This is a genomic window from Streptomyces sp. NPDC046821 (assembly GCF_040645335.1).
GTDB lineage: Bacteria > Actinomycetota > Actinomycetes > Streptomycetales > Streptomycetaceae > Streptomyces.
Genome location: NZ_JBEYYB010000014.1, coordinates 90,698 through 109,270 on the forward strand (window position 1 = coordinate 90,698; position 18,573 = coordinate 109,270).

Annotated in this window: 18 protein-coding genes; 8 read left to right on the top strand and 10 right to left on the bottom strand. The window is 71.5% G+C overall.

Annotated elements, in window-relative coordinates:
* Positions 1 to 26: 26 nt before the first annotated feature.
* From ABZ893_RS27660 to ABZ893_RS27680, 5 genes are all read right to left on the bottom strand, one after another.
* A complete protein-coding gene (locus ABZ893_RS27660; RefSeq protein WP_361409104.1) occupies positions 27 to 1,037 on the bottom strand; it encodes a TerC family protein in 1,011 nt (336 codons plus the stop codon).
* Positions 1,038 to 1,390: 353 nt separating this feature from the next.
* On the bottom strand, positions 1,391 to 3,454 hold the full coding sequence (locus ABZ893_RS27665; protein ID WP_361408563.1) for a TerD family protein: 2,064 nt from the start codon (positions 3,452 to 3,454) through the stop codon (positions 1,391 to 1,393).
* Positions 3,455 to 3,503: 49 nt separating this feature from the next.
* The gene (locus ABZ893_RS27670; protein ID WP_361408566.1) at positions 3,504 to 4,106 is read right to left on the bottom strand and encodes a TerD family protein; all 603 of its coding nucleotides are present in this window, start codon (positions 4,104 to 4,106) and stop codon (positions 3,504 to 3,506) included.
* A 181-nt stretch (positions 4,107 to 4,287) separates the two neighbouring features.
* Complete coding sequence (uvrB, locus tag ABZ893_RS27675) at positions 4,288 to 6,435, bottom strand: excinuclease ABC subunit UvrB (protein ID WP_361408569.1); 2,148 nt, start codon at positions 6,433 to 6,435, stop codon at positions 4,288 to 4,290.
* A gap of 40 nt (positions 6,436 to 6,475) precedes the next feature.
* Positions 6,476 to 7,288, bottom strand: coding sequence for an MHYT domain-containing protein (locus ABZ893_RS27680; RefSeq protein WP_361408572.1), 813 nt, complete (start codon positions 7,286 to 7,288; stop codon positions 6,476 to 6,478).
* 448 nt (positions 7,289 to 7,736) lie between these two features.
* On the opposite strand from ABZ893_RS27680, the gene ABZ893_RS27685 reads away from it, so the two are divergent.
* The 3 genes from ABZ893_RS27685 to ABZ893_RS27695 all read left to right on the top strand — a co-directional run bounded on the left by ABZ893_RS27685 (position 7,737) and on the right by ABZ893_RS27695 (position 10,698).
* On the top strand, positions 7,737 to 8,633 hold the full coding sequence (locus ABZ893_RS27685; protein WP_361408575.1) for a glycerophosphodiester phosphodiesterase family protein: 897 nt from the start codon (positions 7,737 to 7,739) through the stop codon (positions 8,631 to 8,633).
* 137 nt (positions 8,634 to 8,770) lie between these two features.
* Positions 8,771 to 9,361 (top strand): methylated-DNA--[protein]-cysteine S-methyltransferase, encoded by a 591-nt coding sequence (locus tag ABZ893_RS27690; protein WP_361408578.1) that lies wholly within the window; start codon positions 8,771 to 8,773, stop codon positions 9,359 to 9,361.
* A gap of 56 nt (positions 9,362 to 9,417) precedes the next feature.
* Positions 9,418 to 10,698: an MFS transporter gene (locus ABZ893_RS27695; protein WP_361408581.1), complete on the top strand. Its 1,281-nt coding sequence runs from the start codon at positions 9,418 to 9,420 to the stop codon at positions 10,696 to 10,698.
* Here ABZ893_RS27695 and ABZ893_RS27700 read toward each other — a convergent pair whose 3' ends face one another.
* Both ABZ893_RS27700 and ABZ893_RS27705 read right to left on the bottom strand, forming a co-directional pair.
* The gene (locus ABZ893_RS27700) at positions 10,699 to 11,100 is read right to left on the bottom strand and encodes a cupin domain-containing protein (RefSeq protein ID WP_361408584.1); all 402 of its coding nucleotides are present in this window, start codon (positions 11,098 to 11,100) and stop codon (positions 10,699 to 10,701) included.
* 115 nt (positions 11,101 to 11,215) lie between these two features.
* Positions 11,216 to 11,650, bottom strand: coding sequence for a VOC family protein (locus ABZ893_RS27705; protein WP_361408587.1), 435 nt, complete (start codon positions 11,648 to 11,650; stop codon positions 11,216 to 11,218).
* A gap of 203 nt (positions 11,651 to 11,853) precedes the next feature.
* Here ABZ893_RS27705 and ABZ893_RS27710 point away from each other — a divergent pair, with 203 nt between their 5' ends.
* The gene (locus ABZ893_RS27710) at positions 11,854 to 12,759 is read left to right on the top strand and encodes a pseudouridine-5'-phosphate glycosidase (protein WP_361408590.1); all 906 of its coding nucleotides are present in this window, start codon (positions 11,854 to 11,856) and stop codon (positions 12,757 to 12,759) included.
* Positions 12,756 to 13,655 (top strand): sugar kinase, encoded by a 900-nt coding sequence (locus tag ABZ893_RS27715; protein WP_361408593.1) that lies wholly within the window; start codon positions 12,756 to 12,758, stop codon positions 13,653 to 13,655. The genes ABZ893_RS27710 and ABZ893_RS27715 overlap by 4 nt, the downstream gene beginning before the upstream one ends.
* 126 nt (positions 13,656 to 13,781) lie before the next feature.
* Here ABZ893_RS27715 and ABZ893_RS27720 read toward each other — a convergent pair whose 3' ends face one another.
* The gene (locus ABZ893_RS27720; protein WP_361408596.1) at positions 13,782 to 14,582 is read right to left on the bottom strand and encodes a methyltransferase domain-containing protein; all 801 of its coding nucleotides are present in this window, start codon (positions 14,580 to 14,582) and stop codon (positions 13,782 to 13,784) included.
* Positions 14,583 to 14,779: 197 nt separating this feature from the next.
* Between ABZ893_RS27720 and ABZ893_RS27725 the strand changes: the two genes are divergently transcribed.
* Entirely contained in the window at positions 14,780 to 15,907 is a 1,128-nt protein-coding gene (locus ABZ893_RS27725; RefSeq protein ID WP_361408599.1) for a magnesium and cobalt transport protein CorA, read from the top strand.
* A 31-nt stretch (positions 15,908 to 15,938) separates the two neighbouring features.
* On the opposite strand, the gene ABZ893_RS27730 is transcribed toward ABZ893_RS27725, so the two are convergent.
* Positions 15,939 to 16,358 (bottom strand): CBS domain-containing protein, encoded by a 420-nt coding sequence (locus ABZ893_RS27730; protein WP_361408602.1) that lies wholly within the window; start codon positions 16,356 to 16,358, stop codon positions 15,939 to 15,941.
* 118 nt (positions 16,359 to 16,476) lie between these two features.
* A complete protein-coding gene (locus tag ABZ893_RS27735; RefSeq protein ID WP_361408605.1) occupies positions 16,477 to 17,127 on the bottom strand; it encodes a uridine kinase in 651 nt (216 codons plus the stop codon).
* 78 nt (positions 17,128 to 17,205) lie between these two features.
* On the opposite strand from ABZ893_RS27735, the gene ABZ893_RS27740 reads away from it, so the two are divergent.
* Together ABZ893_RS27740 and ABZ893_RS27745 are read left to right on the top strand one after the other, a co-directional pair.
* Positions 17,206 to 17,934, top strand: a complete 729-nt coding sequence (locus tag ABZ893_RS27740; RefSeq protein WP_361408608.1) for a DUF2293 domain-containing protein — start codon at positions 17,206 to 17,208, stop codon at positions 17,932 to 17,934.
* A gap of 120 nt (positions 17,935 to 18,054) precedes the next feature.
* A complete protein-coding gene (locus tag ABZ893_RS27745; protein WP_361408611.1) occupies positions 18,055 to 18,534 on the top strand; it encodes an anthrone oxygenase family protein in 480 nt (159 codons plus the stop codon).
* The last annotated feature ends 39 nt before the right edge of the window (positions 18,535 to 18,573 follow it).

An 18,573-nucleotide genomic window follows, 5' to 3' on the forward strand; every position in this document is an offset into this window, starting at 1 on the left:
CGTCAGGTGTGGGTCGTGAGCGAGTGTCAGGCCTGGATGCTGTCCTTGCGGGCGGCGTCCTCGGTCTGGTCACCGTCGACGGCGCTCGACTTCTCCGCCTGCTTCTTGGAGGCGATCAGGCTGGTGATCGTGGTGACCACCAGGACACCGCAGATGACGGCGAGCGAGACCGGAATGGAGATCTCCGGCACGTGCACCCCGGACTCGTGCAGCGCGTGCAGGACGAGCTTCACGCCGATGAAGCCGAGGATCACCGACAGGCCGTAGCTGAGGTGCACCAGCTTCCTGAGGAGTCCGCCGATCAGGAAGTACAGCTGGCGCAGACCCATCAGCGCGAACGCGTTGGCCGTGAAGACGATGTACGGGTCCTGCGTCAGGCCGAAGATCGCGGGGATCGAGTCCATCGCGAACAGCACGTCGGTCGTACCGATCGCGAGCATCACGACCATCAGCGGCGTCAGGATCCGCTTGCCGTTGTTCCGGATGAACAGCTTCGTGCCGTGGTAGCGGTCGGCGACGCCGAACTTCTTCTCGATGGACTTGAGGAGGCGGTTCTCCTCGAACTCCTCGTCCTCGTCGTCCGACATCGCCTCCTGAATCAGCTTCCAGGCGGTGTAGATGAGGAACGCGCCGAAGAGGTAGAAGACCCAGGAGAAGTTGGCGATGACCGCCGCGCCGGCCGCGATGAAGACGGCGCGCAGCACCAGGGCTATCAGCACACCGAACAGCAGGACGCGCTGCTGGAGCTGTGACGGCACCGAGAACTTCGCCATGATCAGGATGAAGACGAAGAGGTTGTCGACGCTCAGCGACTTCTCGGTGATGAATCCGGCGAAGAACTCGCCCGAGGCCTGCGCGCTCCCCCAGATCAGCAGGCCCACGCCGAAGAGCGCCGCCAGCACGATCCAGACGACCGTCCAGATCCCCGCTTCCTTGATCGATACGTCGTGGGGCTTGCGCCCGATGAAGAAGTCGACCGCGATCAGGGCGACCAGACCAAGAATGGTCAGCACCCAAAGGGTCATCGATACGTCCATTGCGCCTCCGGCGTCGTACGGCAACTGGTCAGCGTCGTCGCTGCCGGAGGTCTCTTCCACCCGGGCGGCCTCAGCTCGCCTCGGGCCGGCGCCCCGGGACCGATGCCGGTCCGTATTGACGGGAACGCCGCGTATGGGAGTACTCCCCTCCGCTCCATCGAGCGTACGGGAGATACCCATGGAACGTAAAGGGTTTGGTAAAGGCACGTTCAAAAGCCGTGCTCAGGGGCTTTTCGGGGGCTCAGCGTCCCTCGCTCTGGGCCTCAGCGTCCCTCGCTCTGGCGCCCATCGCTCTGGGGCTCTGCGCCCATCGCTCTGGGTCTCCGCTCCCGTCGTTCAGAGGCCCAGCTCGTTCAGAGGCCCAGCCCCCGTCGTGCTCGGGCGACGTCCGCGAGGACCTGCTCCAGGATCGCGCTGCCGGGCGGGACGCTCGGTGGCTCGTAGGTCCAGGCGTGGCCGACCCAGGGGTCGGCGAGGTGGTCGTCGGGTCCCGGGGTCAGTCTCAGCAGCGACCGCCACAGCGGATCGAGGACCGGCCCGAACTCGGCGGCGTCCTCACGGTCGGCGACCATCAGGAGGTGGACGCCGACGGCGGGTCCTTCGTCGGCGAGGTAGCGCAGCTGAGTCACCGCGCGGTCGTCGAATCCGTGCGGGAAGTCGTTGACGATCAGCAGCTGTTCGGCGGTGTCCAGGTCGGGCGGCAGCGAGTCAGCCGCTCGGGCGCGGACCGCCATCTGTACGAGGTCCACGCGCTGGGTGAGCCGGGCCAGTACGTCGGAGACGCCCGCGGCCCCGGCGGCCGGCGGTCCCGCGAGCACTCCGGCCCGCACCAGCGGGGCGAGCTCGCCCGCGGCGGACCCCGCAGGGTCGATGACATGGACGGCGAACTCGCCCGCCGGATAGACCGCGAGGAGCCGCGCCGCGTGCTCGACGGCGCTGCGCATGGCGAGCCGGCGCCGCTCGCCGGACTCGGTCATCGCGTCCCCGCCAGAGCGCCCGCTGTCGATCCACATGCCGCGCTCCAGGGGCAGCCGCACGAGCATCGGGATGCTCAGGCCCGTGTCGCGGGTCTCCGGCAGCCGGAGGTCACCGAGGCGCATCGCCATCGGGATCTCCATGGGGCTGCGGTACGCGTGCCAGACGGGGTTGTCCCAGCCCGCGTAGGCCGGGGGCAGCGCGGGCTCGACGACGGCCGACTCGGCGGCGAGCTGCGCGAGGTCACGGTCGAGGACCTCTCTGGCCTGCTCGACGAGCTTGCGGTGCTTGGCCTGGGCAGCCTCGCGCGCGGCGTCCCCCTGTCCACCGACGCGGCTGCGGGGATCGGACAGCGCCTTGTCGAGCTCCTGCTCCATGCGGGAGTCGGCGAAGTCGATGGCGCTGCGGTACGCGGCGACCGTGCGGGCCAGGTCCTCGAACATGCCCCACACCTGGTTGTAGAGCCGCTCGTCCATGGACCAGCCGGTCGCGTCTCCGGCGACGGGGGCGGCGGGCTTGCCGGGGGCGGCGGGTGGAGCGGTGGGGGCGGGCGGCGGAGGAGCGGGGGCCTGGCGGCGGGGGTGGGTGTAGTTGATGGGGGCTGAGGGGTGGGCTGAGGGGTGGCTTGGGGGCTGGCCCGAGGGGTGGGTTTCCGGCAGTGGCGGGGGCGCGCTCGCGGATGGGGGGTCGGTCGGTGGGGTGGCCGACGGCGCGGCGGCCACCGGTGGGGTGGCCGAGGGGGCATTGGCTGCCGGTGGAGTGGCCGCCGATGGGGTGGCGGAAGCGGACGCTCCCGATCCCCCGTCCGCCAAGGCGCTCGCCCCGGTCGCCGCCCCCGCACTCGCCCCAGTAGACACCGCTCGCGGCGGAGGTGCCGCCACCGTACGCGCCAGCCCGCGCGCCACCGCCGCGTGCATCTCGCCCGAGAGGGCATCCGCGTCGGGCAGCCCCTGGTCCGTCAGAAGTGCGCCGAGGCCGCCCGCGTAGCCCTGGCCCACGGCGCGTACCTTCCAGGCGCCCTGGCGGCGGTAGAGCTCCAGGGCGACGACCGCCGACTCGGCGTCCAGGCCGGTGACGGTGTAGCTGACGACCTCGGTGCCGTCGAGTCCGGTGACGGCGACGAAGGGGGCCGCGACGGCGCCGAACCTGTCCGGTCCGCCCGGGAGTTGAGGCAGCGCGAGCAGGACGCTGACGCGGTGCGCGGTCTCGGGTACGGCGTCCAGGTCGACGGCGAGGCGGTGGTCGGCCGCCGCCTGCCGGGGGACTTCGAGCCCCGGCAGGGCGGGCGCGCCGGGGTGGGCGACCTGGTCACGGCCGTGCACCCTGCCCTGGTCGTCGCCGAGCGTCACGCCCGCCAGCACGGGCCGCCCCGCCGACACCCGGATCTCCAGACGGGTCTGGGTGAGGGGGTGGTTCTGCCCCCGGACCAGCTCGGCCGTCATCGCCTTCTCTCCCTCGTCCCGTCCGCCCGCGCCGCGCTCCCCCGCTACCTCACAGACCCGGCAGGATCGCCGGCATGAGGTCCTGGAACGTGCGGCCGTTGGCCGGGGTGCCCACGGCGGTCATCTGCCAGCCGGCGCCGGAGCGGTGCACCTTCGCCATGATCTGGGCGGTGTACTGGCCGCCGCCGTCGAGCGTGTAGCGGGCCAGCTCGCTGCCCGTCGTCTCGTCGACCAGGCGGCAGAACGCGTTCTGCACCTCCTGGAAGGTCTGGCCGGTGAAGGAGTTGACCGTGAAGACGATCGTGTCGATGTGGACCGGGACGCGCTGGAGGTCGACGAGGATCGCCTCGTCGTCGCCGCCCTGACCGGCGCCGCCCACGAGGTTGTCACCGGTGTGGCGCACGGAGCCGTCGTCGCTGACGAGGTGGCGGAAGAAGACGACGTCCACGGGCTGCTTGTCCGCGAACAGGACCGCCGAGGCGTCGAGGTCGATCTCACGGGTGCGGGAGCCGAAGAGGCCGCGACGGGGAGCGGCCTTCCAGCCGAGTCCCATCCGCACGGCCGTGAGGGTGCCGCCGCCCTGCTTCTCCAGGCTGATCGCCTGGCCCTTGCTCAGGTTGACACCGGGACCCTTGGAAAAGTTGGCCGTCACGCGTCCGTCCCCTCTCGAACTGTGCTCTTCACCGCCCGTCCGGACGGTTGAGGAAACCCTACGCACGGCCACTGACAGTGACGCACCCCGGCCGGCGCTTTGTGGCGGTCTTGCAACACATCGTCCGTACGGCGCGCCGTGAGGCGTGGGGGGGCGCGCTCGCCGCGCCCCGCACGACGGGTCAGGCCAGCCCCGCTTCCTTCATCTGGCGCAGCTCCTTCTTCATCTCCGACACCTCGTCGCGCAGCCGTGCGGCGATCTCGAACTGGAGATCGGCGGCGGCCGCCCGCATCCGGTCGGTCAACTCCTCGATCTGCTCGGCGAGTTCGGCCGCGGGGCGGTCGGTGGGTACCGGCTGAGCGGCCTTGGCCTTCGCCGCCTTGCCGCCGGTCTTCTTCGCGGCCGCCTTGCCGAGCGCGGGCACGGGCGCCTTCGCACCCTGGCCGTCCTTCGCGCCTTTGCGGTACCCGCTGCCGAGAAGCTCCTCGGTGTCGACATCCTCGCGCGCGATGGACGCGACGATGTCGTTGATCTTCTTGCGCAGCGGCTGGGGGTCGATCCCCTTCTCCGTGTTGTACGCGATCTGCTTCTCCCGGCGCCTGTTGGTCTCGTCGATGGCCTTCTCCATCGCCGGGGTGATCTTGTCCGCGTACATGTGGACCTGGCCGGACACGTTGCGCGCGGCGCGGCCGATGGTCTGGATCAGTGACGTACCGGAGCGCAGGAAGCCCTCCTTGTCGGCGTCGAGGATCGCGACCAGGGAGACCTCGGGCAGGTCGAGGCCCTCACGGAGGAGGTTGATGCCGACGAGGACGTCGTACTCGCCCGCGCGCAGCTCACGCAGCAGCTCGACCCTGCGCAGCGTGTCGACGTCGCTGTGCAGGTAGCGCACCTGGATGCCGAGCTCCAGGAAGTACTCGGTGAGGTCCTCGGCCATCTTCTTGGTGAGCGTGGTGACGAGGACGCGCTCGTCCTTGTCGACGCGCGTGCGGATCTCGTGCACCAGGTCGTCGATCTGGCCCTCGGTGGGCTTGACGACGACCTCCGGGTCGACGAGGCCGGTGGGGCGGATGATCTGCTCCACGAAGCCGTCACCGCGCGCGAGTTCGTACTTTCCGGGGGTCGCCGACAGGTACACCGTCTGGCCGACGCGCTCCTGGAACTCCTCCCACTTCAGGGGGCGGTTGTCCAGGGCGGAGGGCAGCCGGAAGCCGTGGTCGACAAGGGTGCGCTTGCGGGACGCGTCGCCCTCGTACATGGCGCCGATCTGCGGCACGGTGACGTGCGACTCGTCGATGACGAGGAGGAAGTCGTCGGGGAAGTAGTCGAGGAGCGTGTTCGGCGGGGAGCCGGGCTCGCGGCCGTCGAAGTGCATCGAGTAGTTCTCCACGCCGGAGCAGGAGCCGATCTGGCGGAGCATCTCGAGGTCGTACGTGGTGCGCATCCGCAGCCGCTGGGCCTCGAGCATCTTGCCCTGCTTCTCGAGCTCGGCGAGGCGCTCCCCGAGCTCCTTCTCGATGTCGTTGGCCGCGCGCTCCAGGCGCTCGGGGCCCGCCACGTAGTGCGTGGCCGGGAAGACGTACAGCGACTGGTCGTCGCTGATGACCTCGCCGGTGAGGGGGTGGAGGGTGGAGAGGGACTCGATCTCGTCGCCGAACATCTCGATGCGGACGGCGAGCTCCTCGTAGACCGGGAAGATCTCGATGGTGTCGCCGCGCACGCGGAAGGTGCCGCGGCTGAACGCCACGTCGTTGCGCGTGTACTGGATGTCGACGAAGCGGCGCAGGAGGGTGTCCCGGTCGATCTCGTCGCCGACCTTGAGGGACACCATGCGGTCCACGTATTCCTGCGGCGTGCCGAGGCCGTAGATGCAGGAGACGGAGGCCACCACGACGACGTCGCGCCGGGTGAGCAGCGAGTTCGTCGCGGAGTGGCGCAGGCGCTCCACCTCCTCGTTGATCGAGGAGTCCTTCTCGATGTAGGTGTCCGACTGCGGGACGTACGCCTCTGGCTGGTAGTAGTCGTAGTACGAGACGAAGTACTCCACCGCGTTGTTCGGCAGGAGCTCTCGGAACTCGTTGGCCAGCTGGGCTGCCAGCGTCTTGTTCGGCGCCATCACGAGGGTGGGGCGCTGCAGCTTCTCGATCATCCACGCGGTGGTGGCGGACTTGCCTGTTCCGGTCGCACCGAGGAGGACGACGTCCTTCTCACCTGCGGTGATACGCCGGTCCAGGTCGGCGATGGCCGCCGGCTGGTCGCCGCTGGGCTGGTAGGGACTGACGACCTCGAAGGGCGCCACCGTGCGTTCGATCTTGGATACGGGCCGCATGGAATCCACCGTACGACCCCGCACTGACAACCGGGACCGGTCAGCCGGTCCGCCGGAGCGGGCGGGCGGCCCGGCCCGCCCTGTCCGCTGCCTCGGCGGCGTCCCTGTGGTCGGGCCGGCCCGTGAGCATCATCGGGTCGAGCACGACCACGGCGCCGGCCAGGAGGAGGAAGCAGAGGGGGCCGATCATCAGGGGCAGGAGGAGTTCGGCGGGGGTCTCGCCGGCCGGGGGGCCGCCGGCCTCGTGCGCGTGCACCTGGACGCTGAGCGCGGCCATCCCCGTGTAATGCATACCGGTGACCGCCAGGCCCATCACGAGGCTCGCGCCGACGCTCCAGGCGAAGCCGCGGACCTGGACGGCGGCCCATAGGGCGGCGGTGGCGGCGGCCATCGCGATCACCACGGAGACGGCGACGGTGAAGGTGTTGTACTGGAGCGTCCCGTGCAGGCGCATTCCGGCCATGCCCAGGTAGTGCATCGTCGCGACGCCGAGGCCGGTGATCGTGCCGCCCGTGAACAGGGAGACGCCCGTCGCTCCCCTGTAGCCGACGATGAAGATCCCGACGCCCACCATGACGACGGCGACGGCGAGGCTCGCGAACGTCGTCATCTTGTCGTAGTGGATCGGTGTCCCCTGCACCGTGAAGCCCATCATCGCTATGAAGTGCATCGTCCAGATCCCGGACCCGATGGCCGCGGAGCCCAGTGCGAGCCAGCCGGGCCGCCATGACTGGGTGACGAGCAGGGATCTGGTGGTGCAGCGCAGGCCCAGCGCCCCGCCGAGGCAGGCCATGAAGAAGGCCGCCAGCGGTGTGACCAGTCCGTAGCTGAATCCGTCGACCGTGCCCTGCATTCGCAGCAGCCCTTCCACCCTGATGTAGCCCGGCTCTGTGTAGCCCGGTCCTTGCGTGTGCGCCCCCCGTCGACGGCCACTGGAGCGGCCGCGTACTGGAGCAGAGAGTAAAGCTCCTCCAGGGGAACGCCAGACCGATTTTCCGGCAAAGCCTCACGACACCCGACCGCGGGGTCCACGTCCTCCCACCACTCCGTCCGATGAGTGGTCATCCTCTTCACATGCCCTCCGTAGGCACGTGACCGCTCGCCCTCCGTGGGCACTCGACCGCCTGCCGCCCGTCGACGCCAGGCGCGTGCCATCTCACTGGCACCCGACCGCCCACTCTTCCCTCTTCCTTATTGCCGACAACTTGTCCCCGTCGGCAGCCGACTGTCGCTTTCCTCCGCATTCGACCGCAGCTCCAGCCAGGCGTCGCCCCCTCGACGCGAGGAGTAGAGGAGTACACGTGTTCGCACGAACCGCCGCCGCGATCGCCGCACTGGCGGCATACATCGGTGTCCTGGTCGTCCCGACCGCCGCCGAGGCCGCCCACCACCACGACGTGCCCCTCGTCGTCGCGCACCGCGGCGCCTCCGGGTACGCGCCCGAGAACACCCTCGCCTCGATCGACAAGGCCCGCGCGCTCGGCTTCGACTGGGTCGAGAACGATGTGCAGCGCACCAAGGACGGCCGCCTCGTCGTCATCCACGACGCGGACCTGAAGCGCACGACGAACGTGGAGCAGGTCTTCCCGCGCCGCGCTCCCTGGAAGGTCGGCGACTTCACGGCCGCGGAGATCGCGAAGCTCGACGCCGGGAGCTGGCGAGGCGCCCGGTTCACCGGCGTACGCATCCCGACCCTGGCCCAGTACCTGAAGCGGCTCGACCACAACCACCAGAAGCTGCTCCTGGAGATCAAGAACCCGAACGACTACCCGGGCATCGAGGGCGACATCCTGCGCGTGCTCGGCCAGACCGGCTGGCTCACGCCCGGCCACGTCAGGGACCGGCTGATCGTCCAGAGCTTCAGCGCCGCGAGCGTGCGGACCGTGCACGAGCGCCGGCCGGACATCAGGACGGCCGTCCTCGGCACCCCGCCGGTGAACAAGCTGCCCACGTACGCGAAGTTCGCCGACGGGATCAACTCCGACACCGGCACGCTCTCGGAGACCTACGTCGCCGAGGTGCACGCCTTCAAGGGCCCGCACCACAAGCCGCTGAAGGTCTTCGCCTGGACCGTGAACAACGCGGCGTCCGCACGCAGCGCGACCCGTCTCGGCGTGGACGGCCTCATCACGAACGTCCCCGACGTCGTACGCAAGGCCGTGGACGACAGGCCGACGGTCGCGGGGTACGGGGACTAGGCGGGAGGCGAGTGCGGCGGGCGGCGGGCGGGTCTGCCGCTGATGGCGCGGGCGGCGGCATGGGCGACGGGTCGTCCGGCTGCCCGTGACGCGGGCGGCGCCCGGCGTTGTCAGTGGCCCGCCGTACGGTGGTCCGCATGAACGCCAATGGGCAGGAAACCGCCGGGGACAGCGCCTCCGGCGACGGTGCCGCCGGGGTCACGGTCGCGTGGGCCGTCGTCAGCACCGACATCGGGCCGCTGCTCCTCGCCGCGACGGACGACGGCCTGGTGAACGTCGTCTTCCACGCCACCCCCGCCGTGCGCGACCGGGCGGTCGAGCGGCTCGGTTCGCGGCTCGGGACCGAGCCGGCCGAGGATCCCGGCTCACCGCTGCTCGCCGAGCCCATACGTCAGCTCAAGGCCTACTTCGCCGGTGAGCGCCGCGACTTCGACCTCCCGCTCGACTGGTCGCTGATCTCCGGCTTCAACCGCCAGGTCCTGCGCGAGCTGGCAGCCGGCGTCCCGTTCGGCTCGGTCGTGGGGTACGGCGATCTGGCGGGACGCGTCGGCCAACCCGGGGCGGCGCAGGCCGTGGGCATGGCCATGGGCGCCAATCCGCTGCCGGTCGTCGTGCCGTGCCACCGCGTCGTGGAGAGCGACGGCGGAATCGGCGGCTTCGGCGGCGGCCTTGAGACGAAACGACAGCTCCTCGCGCTGGAAGGAGTCCTTCCGCAGCCGCTGTTCTGAGCGCGCGCCACAACGCGTGGTGTTCAGCTGCGGGTACCGGCTGACACACTGCGCCCGTGATCACACCCGATTCGGCCGCGCGCCGCCGACCTCAGATACCCATAACGTCCGAGAGCCTGCCCGTGCTCCGCCGCCGCGTCACCGCCGTGCTGGTCGCGAGCCAGATACTCGGCGGCCTCGGCGTCGCGACCGGCGTCGCGCTCGCCGCCGTCCTCGCCAAGCAGGTCAGCGGCGACGAGGCGCTCTCCGGACTCGCGCCGACCGCGACGGTCGCCGGGACCGCACTGCTCTCCGTCCCGCTCGCGGCCCTGATGACCTCGCGGGGACGGCGGCCGGGCCTGGTCATGGCGTATCTGATCGGCGCGATCGGGGCCGGGGTCGTCGTACTGGCGGCCGTGGTGGGGAACTTCCCGCTGCTGCTCATCGGCATGGCCGGATTCGGCGCCGCGTCGTCGGCCAACCTCCAGGCCCGGTTCGCCGCCGCCGACCTGGCCGAGCCGGAGCGACGGGCGCGGGCGATCTCGAACGTCGTGTGGGCCACGACGATCGGCGCGGTGCTCGGACCCAACATCGCGGCGCCCGCGGGCCGCAGCGTCTCGGGCCTCGGCATCCCCGCGGCGGCGGGCCCCTTCGTGTGGGCGTCCGGGGTCTTCCTCGTCTCGGCCGTCATGGTGCAGCTTCTGCTCCGCCCCGACCCGCTCCTGGCGGCCCGCGCGCTGGCGCCCCCGGAGGAATCATCGGCGGCCGGGCGGTCGATCCGGGCCGGGTTCGCCGCGGTGGCCGCGTCGCCGCGCGCCCGGCTCGCCCTGGTGACCGTCGCCATCGCGCACACGGCGATGGTGTCGGTCATGTCGATGACGCCGATCGACCTCGGCCACCACGGTGCGAGCATCGACCTGATCGGCCTGGTCATCAGCGGGCACATCGCGGGCATGTACGCGTTCTCACCGGTGATGGGCCGCCTCTCGGACCGGCTCGGACGGCTCTCGGTGATCGGCCTCTCCGTGGGCCTGCTCGCCTGCGCCACGCTCCTCGCGGGCACGGCCGGCGACAACCACGGGCAGACCGCTGCGGGCCTCTTCCTTCTCGGACTCGGCTGGTCGGCGGGTCTCGTCTCCGGTTCGGCCCTGCTGACCGACTCGGTGCCGCAGGCCGCGCGGGCCGCCGCGCAGGGTCTGTCGGACCTGACGATGAACACGGCGGCGGGTGTCGGCGGCGCCGCCGCGGGCCTGATCGTCGCGACGGCGAGCTACGGCTGGCTCACGCTCGCCGCCGCCTGTCTCCTGCTGCCGCTCGCCGGGCTCGCCCTTTTCACGCGCAGGCCCGCGACCGACTGATCACGGCAGCGTGATGTGGTACGCCTTGCGCAGGGTCTCGTGCACGGTCCACGTCGTACGGTCGCCCTCGCGTAGGAACGCCGCGTCGCCCGGCCCCACCTCGAAGGCCGCCCCGCCCTCGACCTCGACGGTCGCGCGCCCGGAGACGACCACGAACAGCTCGTTCGCCTCCGTGTCCGTCACCACGCCCGGCGTGATCTGCCAGATGCCCCGCAGCTGCTTGCCGTCCGGGGACTCCCAGAGCACCTTGCCGGTGACGACGGGAGCGCCCGACACGATCTGCGCCGGGTCGAGCGGTTCCGGTTCGAGCTCGACATCAGGGACGTGCACGGCGAAGGAAGCGGTGGCCTGGTCGGTAGCGGTGGCGTGATCGGCGACGGTGGCGTGATCGTTCGTGGTCATGACCGGTGACTCTAGACAGTGCGGAGCCGACGCTTCACTGGACGACCCGTAGCCCGGTGACGGCCCGGACTGGACGGCTCGTCGAGAACACGCGCAGGGGGAGCTCAGGCCCGTATCAGGCCTCTACGTAGTGGCGCGCTTCGAAGACGTTCCCGTCGGGGTCGTTGAAGTAGAAGCTGCGGACGGCCGGGCCGCGGGCGCCGTACGAGTGGCGGGCGTGGTCGGACACCGGAACCTCACGCTCCTCCAGCCGGGCGCGCAGGCGGTCGTAGCCGTCTTCGGACAGGGCGATGCATACGTGGTTCACCGGGTGGCCGGAGCTCTTCTCGGCGCCCGGCAGCATGGTCATGCCGGGCGCCATCGACAGCGGCGCGAGGTCGAGGATGGTCTCGGCGTTGAGCCGTACGGACGGGAACGAGACGCTGCCGTTCTTGAACTCGGCGAGCCTGAGCGGTTCGAGGCCGACGGCCTGCTCGTAGAAGTCCGCGGCGGCCACCGGGTCGCTGACCCAGAGGACGACATGGTCGAGACGTGCCGTGTGGTCTGTCATGCCCTCAGGCTGGTGGGGGCACCGCGCTGCCGCAAGGGTGTGCCAGGGCTCCTCATGGGTTCGCCTGGGCGCGGCACGCTTCGCCGGGGCGGCCCATGGATTCGCCGGGGCCCCGCAAGGGTTCACCCGGACACGGTGAGGGTTTGCCGGGACGCGCTCCCCGCCAGGGATGAGTTGAGACCCCCCAGTCAGGAGGCAAGCCCATGGTGCTGGTGTCCGAAGAGGTGCGGGAAGCGGTCGCGACGGGCCGGCCGGTCGTCGCCCTGGAGTCGACGATCATCGCGCACGGGCTGCCGCGCCCGCGCAATCTGCGGGTCGCCGGCGAGCTGGAGGAGCTGGTGCGAGCGGAGGGCGCGGTCCCGGCGACGATCGCGGTCCTGGACGGACAGCCCCACATCGGCCTGGACAAGGGCCAGTTGGAGCGGGTCGCGACGGAGGACGGCATCCGGAAGCTGAGCCACCGCGACCTGCCGCTCGCCGTGGCGACGGGTGCCAGCGGGGCGACGACCGTGTCGGCCACGGCGATGCTCGCGGCACGCGCGGGCGTACGGGTGTTCGCGACGGGCGGGCTCGGTGGGGTGCACCGCAGGTGGACGGAGACGCAGGACGAGTCGGCCGACCTGGGCCTGCTCGCGCGGACGCGGATCACCGTGGTGTGCGCGGGCGTCAAGTCAATCCTGGACGTACCGGCGACGCTGCAACGCCTGGAGACGCTGGGGGTGTCGGTGGCGGGGTACGGGACCGACCGCTTCCCCGGCTTCTACCTCGCCGACTCGGGCCACCCGGTGGACTGGACGTTGAACGACCCGGCCGAGGTGGCCGCCGTGATGCGGGCCCAGGACGCGCTGGGCGGGCCCGAGGCCGCGCTGATCCTGGCGAACCCGGTACCCGCCGGCGAGCAGCTCGATCCCGCGCTCCACGCGCGCGTACTGGACGACGCCCTCCGCGCGTGCGACGCCGAGGGCATCACCGGCCAGGCGGTCACACCGTTCCTCCTGGACTATCTGGTGCGGCACACGGACGGCGCCTCCCTGGAGGCCAACCTCGCGGCGGTACGCGGCAACGTACGCCTCGCGGCGCGCGTCGCGGCGGCCTGGGCTCGGCCGTGAGCGGAACGCTGCTGGTCATCGGGGACGTGGTCACGGACATCCTCGCCCGGCACGCCTCCCCGCTCGCGGCGGGCACGGACACGGCGGCGGAGATCCGTACGCTGCCGGGCGGCGCGGGGGCGAACGTGGCGTGCTGGGCGGCCCACTGCGGATGGCCGGACGTGGCGCTGCTCGGGCAGGTCGGGGCGGATGCGGCGGCCTGGCATGAGGCGGCGCTCACGCGTGCGGGGGTGCGTCCCCGGCTGGTCGTGGACCCGGAGGCCGCCACCGGCACGGTGATCTCGCTGGTGGACACGGGGGCCGGGGCCGAGCGGACGTTCCTCACGGACAGCGGGGCCTCGCTGGAGCTCTCCCCCGCCGACTGGACGCCGGACCACCTCGACGGGGTCGGGTGGCTGCATCTGTCCGGCTATCTGTTCTTCTCCGGCACGGGCCGCGAGCTGATCGAGGCGGTGCTGACGTCGGCACGCGCGCGTGGGGTGCCGGTCAGTGTCGATCCGGCGTCGGCGGGGTTTCTCGCCGAGCTGGGTCCGGAGCGGTTCCTGGCGCTCGCGGAGGGCGTGGACGTCCTGCTGCCGAGCAGGGACGAGGCGGAGCTGCTGAGCGGCGCCGGGGACGCGGAGGTGGCGGCGGCGAAGCTGAGCGGCCGGTTCCCGCTGCTCGTCGTCACATCGGGGGCGGCGGGCGCGGTCGTGGCGCAGGGCGGTGCGGTACGCGCGCGGGTGCCCGCGGTGCCGGCGGTGGCGCGGGACTCCACGGGGGCGGGGGACGCGTTCACCGGGGCGTTCCTCGCGGCCCGGCTCGGCGGCGCCGGGCCCCGGGAGGCGGCGGAGGCGGGGTGCCGCGCTGGGGCACTGGCGGTGGCGAGGGTGGGCGGGCGGCCACCGACACCGTGAGGGCGACCGGCCCCGCGGCCGTAGAACCATCGAGAACGCACGCCCGTCCCAGAACGCACGTTCACCCCAGAACGCACGCCCACCCCAGAACGCACGCCGCCGCGAGAGCACACTCCCACCAAACTCTTACACCCCCCGCTTCCGCCCCCACGCCGAGATCAGCGGTGCCGTCGCCAGGTCCATCGTGCCGGTCGCGACGTTGGCCAGGTGCCGGTCGATCTCCTCGTCCGTGGCGTGCCCCTCACGGACCAGGGCCTCGCGGATCTGCTGAATGGTGGCGGTCTCCAGGGCGCCGCCCGCGCTGGACGTCAGCGGGAAGTACCCGTCCGCCTCGACCTCGCACAGGCCCGCCTCGCGCAGCAACCTCGGCAGCCGGCGGCCGTACGAGAGGTCGGCGCCGCGCTCGGCGAGCAGCTTGCGGAAACCTCGGCGGACCCGGTTCGCCAGCTCCTCGGCGGGGCCGTGCTCGTCGGGGCAGGCCAGCGGCTGGAGCGCGGGGTCGGCGTCCTCGATGAGCAGGCGTCCGCCGGGCCGCAGCGCCCGCAGCATCGACTGCAACGCCCGCTCCCTGTCGGGGACATGGACCAGGACGAGCCGGGCGTGGACCAGGTCGAAGCCCTCGATCGGCGGTTCGTCGGCGGCCACGTCGTGCTGCCGGATCACGACGGGCGGGCGGGCGGAGGACGTCTGCCAGGAGATGTCGATGTCGGTCGCGAGCACCTTGCCGGTGGGGCCGACCTTCTTGGCCAGCCAGTTCACGACGGAGGTGCCGCCCGCGCCGACCTCCCAGCAGCGCCAGCCGGGGCCGATGCCGAGTCGTTCGATGTGCCGGAACGTCGTGGGGTCGAAGAGCGTCGAGAAGGCGTCGAAGCGCCGGCCCGCCTCACGCTGCTGGTTGTCCAGGAGATAGCCCTCGGATCGCGTCATACCGGGATCATCCCAGTTGTCAGGCTTGGTCCGGGTAAGAAGTTTCCGCGCGTTTCCGAAGGGGAGTGCTCCGTTCCCCCAGGGGCAGGAGCCCTCTCAGAATGACCTGGCACACTGGCACGCCGAAACACGAAGCACCGATACACCGAAGCACCGAAGCACCGAAGCACCGAGTCGAACCGCGCGAGGAGCCCCGCATGTCGATGGCAGGCAACCTGCGGAAGGTCGGAGGCCTGACGAAAGTCGGAGGCCTCAAGAAAGTGGCGCGCCTGGGACGGCAGAAGCCCCGTGTCGACCTGAGCCACCCCGTCCGCTCACCGCTGGGTTCTGCGGTCGTCAAGTGCGTGACGTACCGGAACGGGGTCCGCGAGGAGGCCGGCGGCGATCTGAAGGAGGCGGTCCACCGGGTCCGCGAGTCCTCCGACGGCTTCGTGTGGCTGGGGCTGCACGAGCCCACGGAGCTGGAGTTCGCGGACATCGCCGAGCTGTTCGACCTGCACCCGCTGGCCGTCGAGGACGCGGTGCACGCGCACCAGCGGCCGAAGATCGAGCGGTACGGGGAGACTCTGTTCGCCGTGTTCAAGACGGTCTGTTACGTGGACCACGCGGAGCTGACGGCGACCAGCGAGATCGTCGACACCGGCGAGCTGATGGTGTTCGTCGGCCGGGAATTCGTGATCACCGTGCGGCACGGGAGGCACGGCTCGCTCGGCCATGTACGGGAGGGCCTGGAGACCGACCAGGCGCAGCTCGCCAAGGGGCCGGCCGCCGTGCTGCACGCGATCGCCGACCACGTGGTCGACGACTACCTGACGGTGATCGACGCGGTGCAGGCCGACATCGACCAGGTCGAGGAGGTCGTGTTCTCCGAGGACGGGGAGCGCGCCGACCCGGGCCGCATCTACCAGCTGAAGCGCGAGCTGCTCGAGCTGAAGCGGGCCGTGGTGCCGCTCGCCCGGCCGATCGAGGAGCTCGCGAGCCGCCCGTTCCAGGTGGTGGCGCCGGAGATACAGGCGTACTTCCGGGACGTGTACGACCACCTGCTGCGGGCCGGGGAGCAGATAGCGGCCTTCGACGAACTGCTGAACTCGATCCTCCAGGCGCATCTCGCCCAGGTGTCGGTGGCGCAGAACGAGGACATGCGCAAGATCACGGCGTGGGCCGCGGTCGTGGCGGTGCCTACGATGGGCTGCGGCCTGTACGGCATGAATTTCAAGCACATGCCGGAGCTGCAATGGCACTACGGGTATCCGCTGTTCATCGGCGTGGTCTCGTCGATCTGTTTCGTCCTGCACCGCGCGTTCCGGCGCAACGGGTGGCTGTGACCTCACCACCCGCACCACCGGGTGTCACTGGTCAACCTTTCGCATAAACCCTCTCCACCCAAGCCGCGAGCTGGTCCTCGGTCAGGTGGGCCGCGAGGTCGGCCTCGCTGATCATGCCGACGAGGCGCTTGTCCTCGATGACGGGGAGCCGGCGGATCTGGTGGCCCTGCATCTCCTGCAGGACCTCGCCGACGTCGGCATCCGCCTCGACCCAGCGGGGCGTGCCCTTGGCCAGTTCACCGGCCGTGATCTTCGAGGGGTCGTGGCCCATGGCCACGCAGCCGATCACGATGTCGCGGTCGGTGAGGATCCCGCACAGCCGCTCGTTCTCGTCGCTGATGGGCAGGGCGCCGACGTTCAGCTGGCGCATGAGCTGGGCCGCGCGGTCCAGGGTCTCGTGGGCGGGGATCCACTGCGCACCGCGGTGCATGATGTCTCCGGCGGTGGTCATCTGGTTACCTCCCGGTGCCTGGCGGCCGGCGCGGCGCGGCGGCGCCGCAGGTCCCGGCGCCACCCATTCTCGCCGCGCCGCCCAAGGCTCGCACCCGCGCGCGACAGCGCCCGCCCTGTCAGTCCGGGAGGCCGCCCCACGCCGGATGCCGCGGGTCGTCCGCCCGCACCACCACGTCGGCCACGGTGGCCGGATCCGTCTCGGCCTCGTAGCGCTCGAAGGCGGGAAGCGTCCACCGTTCGCCCTCGGGGGTACGCCGCGCCAGCGCGCCCGGCGACAGCCGCACGTGCACGGTCAGGTCGAACGGGAACCAGTGCCCCAGGAGCAGCGGCCCGTGCAGCAACAGGGCGCCGCCGGGCGGCAGTTCGACGTAAGGGCTGCGCGTCGCCCGGTCGGCGACCGGGTCCCACAGGTCGGGCAGGACCCGTCCCGTGCCGCCCGGTTCGAGCGGCGTGAACACCTCGCGCCACAGCGCCGCCGTGTCGAACCAGCCGCTGTAGTACGACTCCACGTCCTCGTGTCCGTACTCGAAGCGGAGCGAGGCGGGCCGCAGGAAGCCGCCGGTGCCGACGGCGAGCGACGGCCGTCCGCGTACGCGCAGCGCCTCCCCGACCAGCTCTGCGAGGTCGCCGGGGCGGGCGGCAGGAGGCCCGTCGAAAGCGATCCGGGGCCACGGGCTGCCGTCTCCGGGCTCCAGTTCGAGCAGCCGCTCGGCCAGGGCGTCGCCGAGCCGTTCCCAGGTGATCGCTTCAAGTCGCACGCACCTCATGATGCCTCCCGCCAGGGTCGCCGCCCGGCCCTGGGTCCCGCGACGCGTTCCCGCCCGCACGAGGGGAATGAACCGCGTATGACCGCCCCGGCCGAACCCGAACGCGTCCCTCCGCCCCGGACCCAGCCCCCAACACCCCACGCCCGACTCGCCGGCCCCGTCGTCATTCAGCCCCTGAAACGCCGTTTCTGCGCGGAGTGCCACACCGGCCCCCTCTCCCTCCTGACGATGGAAGACGCCGCACCGCACTGTCTGGACTGCGCCGACCTCGGGCATCTCGTCTACCTCCCGCGCGGCGACTGGGCACTCACCCGCCGCGCCAGGGAAGGCAGTTCACTGTCCGCGGTGGTCGTCCGCTTCCACCGCAGGCGAGGCCGTTACGAGCGTCAGGGCATCCTCGTCGAGGAGGCGGCGCTGGCCCGCGCCGAGGAGCGGTGCCTGGCGGACGCGGACGCCCGTGCCCGGCGCCGGGCACGGGACGCGGCGCGCAGGGCGGCGCGGGACGAACGCTTCACGGCCGCGTTCGCGCGGGAGATCCTGCGCCTCTTCCCCGGCTGCCCGCCGGACCAGGCGGCGGCCGTCGCGGCGCACGCGTCGCTGCGGGGCAGCGGCCGGGTGGGGCGCAGCGCGGCGGGCCGCGCGCTGTCGGAGGCCGCGGTGACGGCGGCGGTCCGGGCCGGGGTGCGGCACACGGAGACGCCGTACGACGCGCTGCTGATGAGCGGGGTGCGGCGGGCCGAGGCGCGGCGGAGGATCGAGGGGCCGGTGGAGGCCGTGCTGCGGACGTGGCGCTCGCCAGAAGCGTGAAGCAGGACGCGTGACGGAAGTGGTTGGTGGGCGTTACCCGGTGGCGGCAGCCTGTCCTGTGCGGCAGGATCTTCGGCCTGACGCGCGACGCCGAACGGCTCGCATACGGGGGGCATTGTGATGATCGACGGACCGTACTTCGTCCTCACCGTCCTGGGTGCGCTCGCCTGCGCCGTGACGGCCGGCGTCTTCGTCGCGTTCTCGGCGTTCGTGATGAAGGGGCTCGCGGCGCTGCCGCCGGAGCGGGGCATCTCGGCGATGCAGGCGATCAACATCGCCGCCGTCACGCCCGCGTTCATGCTGGTGTTCATGGGCTCGGCGGTGCTGTGCGCGGTGCTCGCGGTCGTGACGTTCGTGCTCTGGCCCGAGCAGGGCACCGTTGAGCTGCTGGTCGGCAGCGCGCTCCAGCTGGTCGGTTCGTTCGGCGTGACGGTCGTCGCGAACGTCCCGCGCAACGAGGCGCTCGCGAAGATCGACCCGGCCGCCCCGGAGAGCGCCGAGGTGTGGCGTCGTTACGTGTCCGAGTGGCTGGTGTGGAACCACATCAGGGGCGGTGCGTCGCTGGCCGCGGCGGCGGCGTTCATCCTCGCGCTGACCTGAGCGGAGCCGACCCCCGATACCGGCCCACCACACTCCCAC

Bases quoted from the DNA above. Each gene is read 5' to 3' on its own strand.
- uvrB (WP_361408569.1), bottom strand. From the start codon at position 6,435: ATGCGGCCCGTATCCAAGATCGAACGCACGGTGGCGCCCTTCGAGGTC.
- ABZ893_RS27660 (WP_361409104.1), bottom strand. From the start codon at position 1,037: ATGGACGTATCGATGACCCTTTGGGTGCTGACCATTCTTGGTCTGGTC.
- ABZ893_RS27735 (WP_361408605.1), bottom strand. From the start codon at position 17,127: ATGAGGTGCGTGCGACTTGAAGCGATCACCTGGGAACGGCTCGGCGAC.
- ABZ893_RS27690 (WP_361408578.1), top strand. From the start codon at position 8,771: ATGAACGCCAATGGGCAGGAAACCGCCGGGGACAGCGCCTCCGGCGAC.
- ABZ893_RS27700 (WP_361408584.1), bottom strand. From the start codon at position 11,100: ATGACCACGAACGATCACGCCACCGTCGCCGATCACGCCACCGCTACC.
- ABZ893_RS27680 (WP_361408572.1), bottom strand. From the start codon at position 7,288: ATGCAGGGCACGGTCGACGGATTCAGCTACGGACTGGTCACACCGCTG.
- ABZ893_RS27725 (WP_361408599.1), top strand. From the start codon at position 14,780: ATGTCGATGGCAGGCAACCTGCGGAAGGTCGGAGGCCTGACGAAAGTC.
- ABZ893_RS27740 (WP_361408608.1), top strand. From the start codon at position 17,206: ATGACCGCCCCGGCCGAACCCGAACGCGTCCCTCCGCCCCGGACCCAG.
- ABZ893_RS27720 (WP_361408596.1), bottom strand. From the start codon at position 14,582: ATGACGCGATCCGAGGGCTATCTCCTGGACAACCAGCAGCGTGAGGCG.
- ABZ893_RS27745 (WP_361408611.1), top strand. From the start codon at position 18,055: ATGATCGACGGACCGTACTTCGTCCTCACCGTCCTGGGTGCGCTCGCC.
- ABZ893_RS27705 (WP_361408587.1), bottom strand. From the start codon at position 11,650: ATGACAGACCACACGGCACGTCTCGACCATGTCGTCCTCTGGGTCAGC.
- ABZ893_RS27710 (WP_361408590.1), top strand. From the start codon at position 11,854: ATGGTGCTGGTGTCCGAAGAGGTGCGGGAAGCGGTCGCGACGGGCCGG.
- ABZ893_RS27730 (WP_361408602.1), bottom strand. From the start codon at position 16,358: ATGACCACCGCCGGAGACATCATGCACCGCGGTGCGCAGTGGATCCCC.
- ABZ893_RS27665 (WP_361408563.1), bottom strand. From the start codon at position 3,454: ATGACGGCCGAGCTGGTCCGGGGGCAGAACCACCCCCTCACCCAGACC.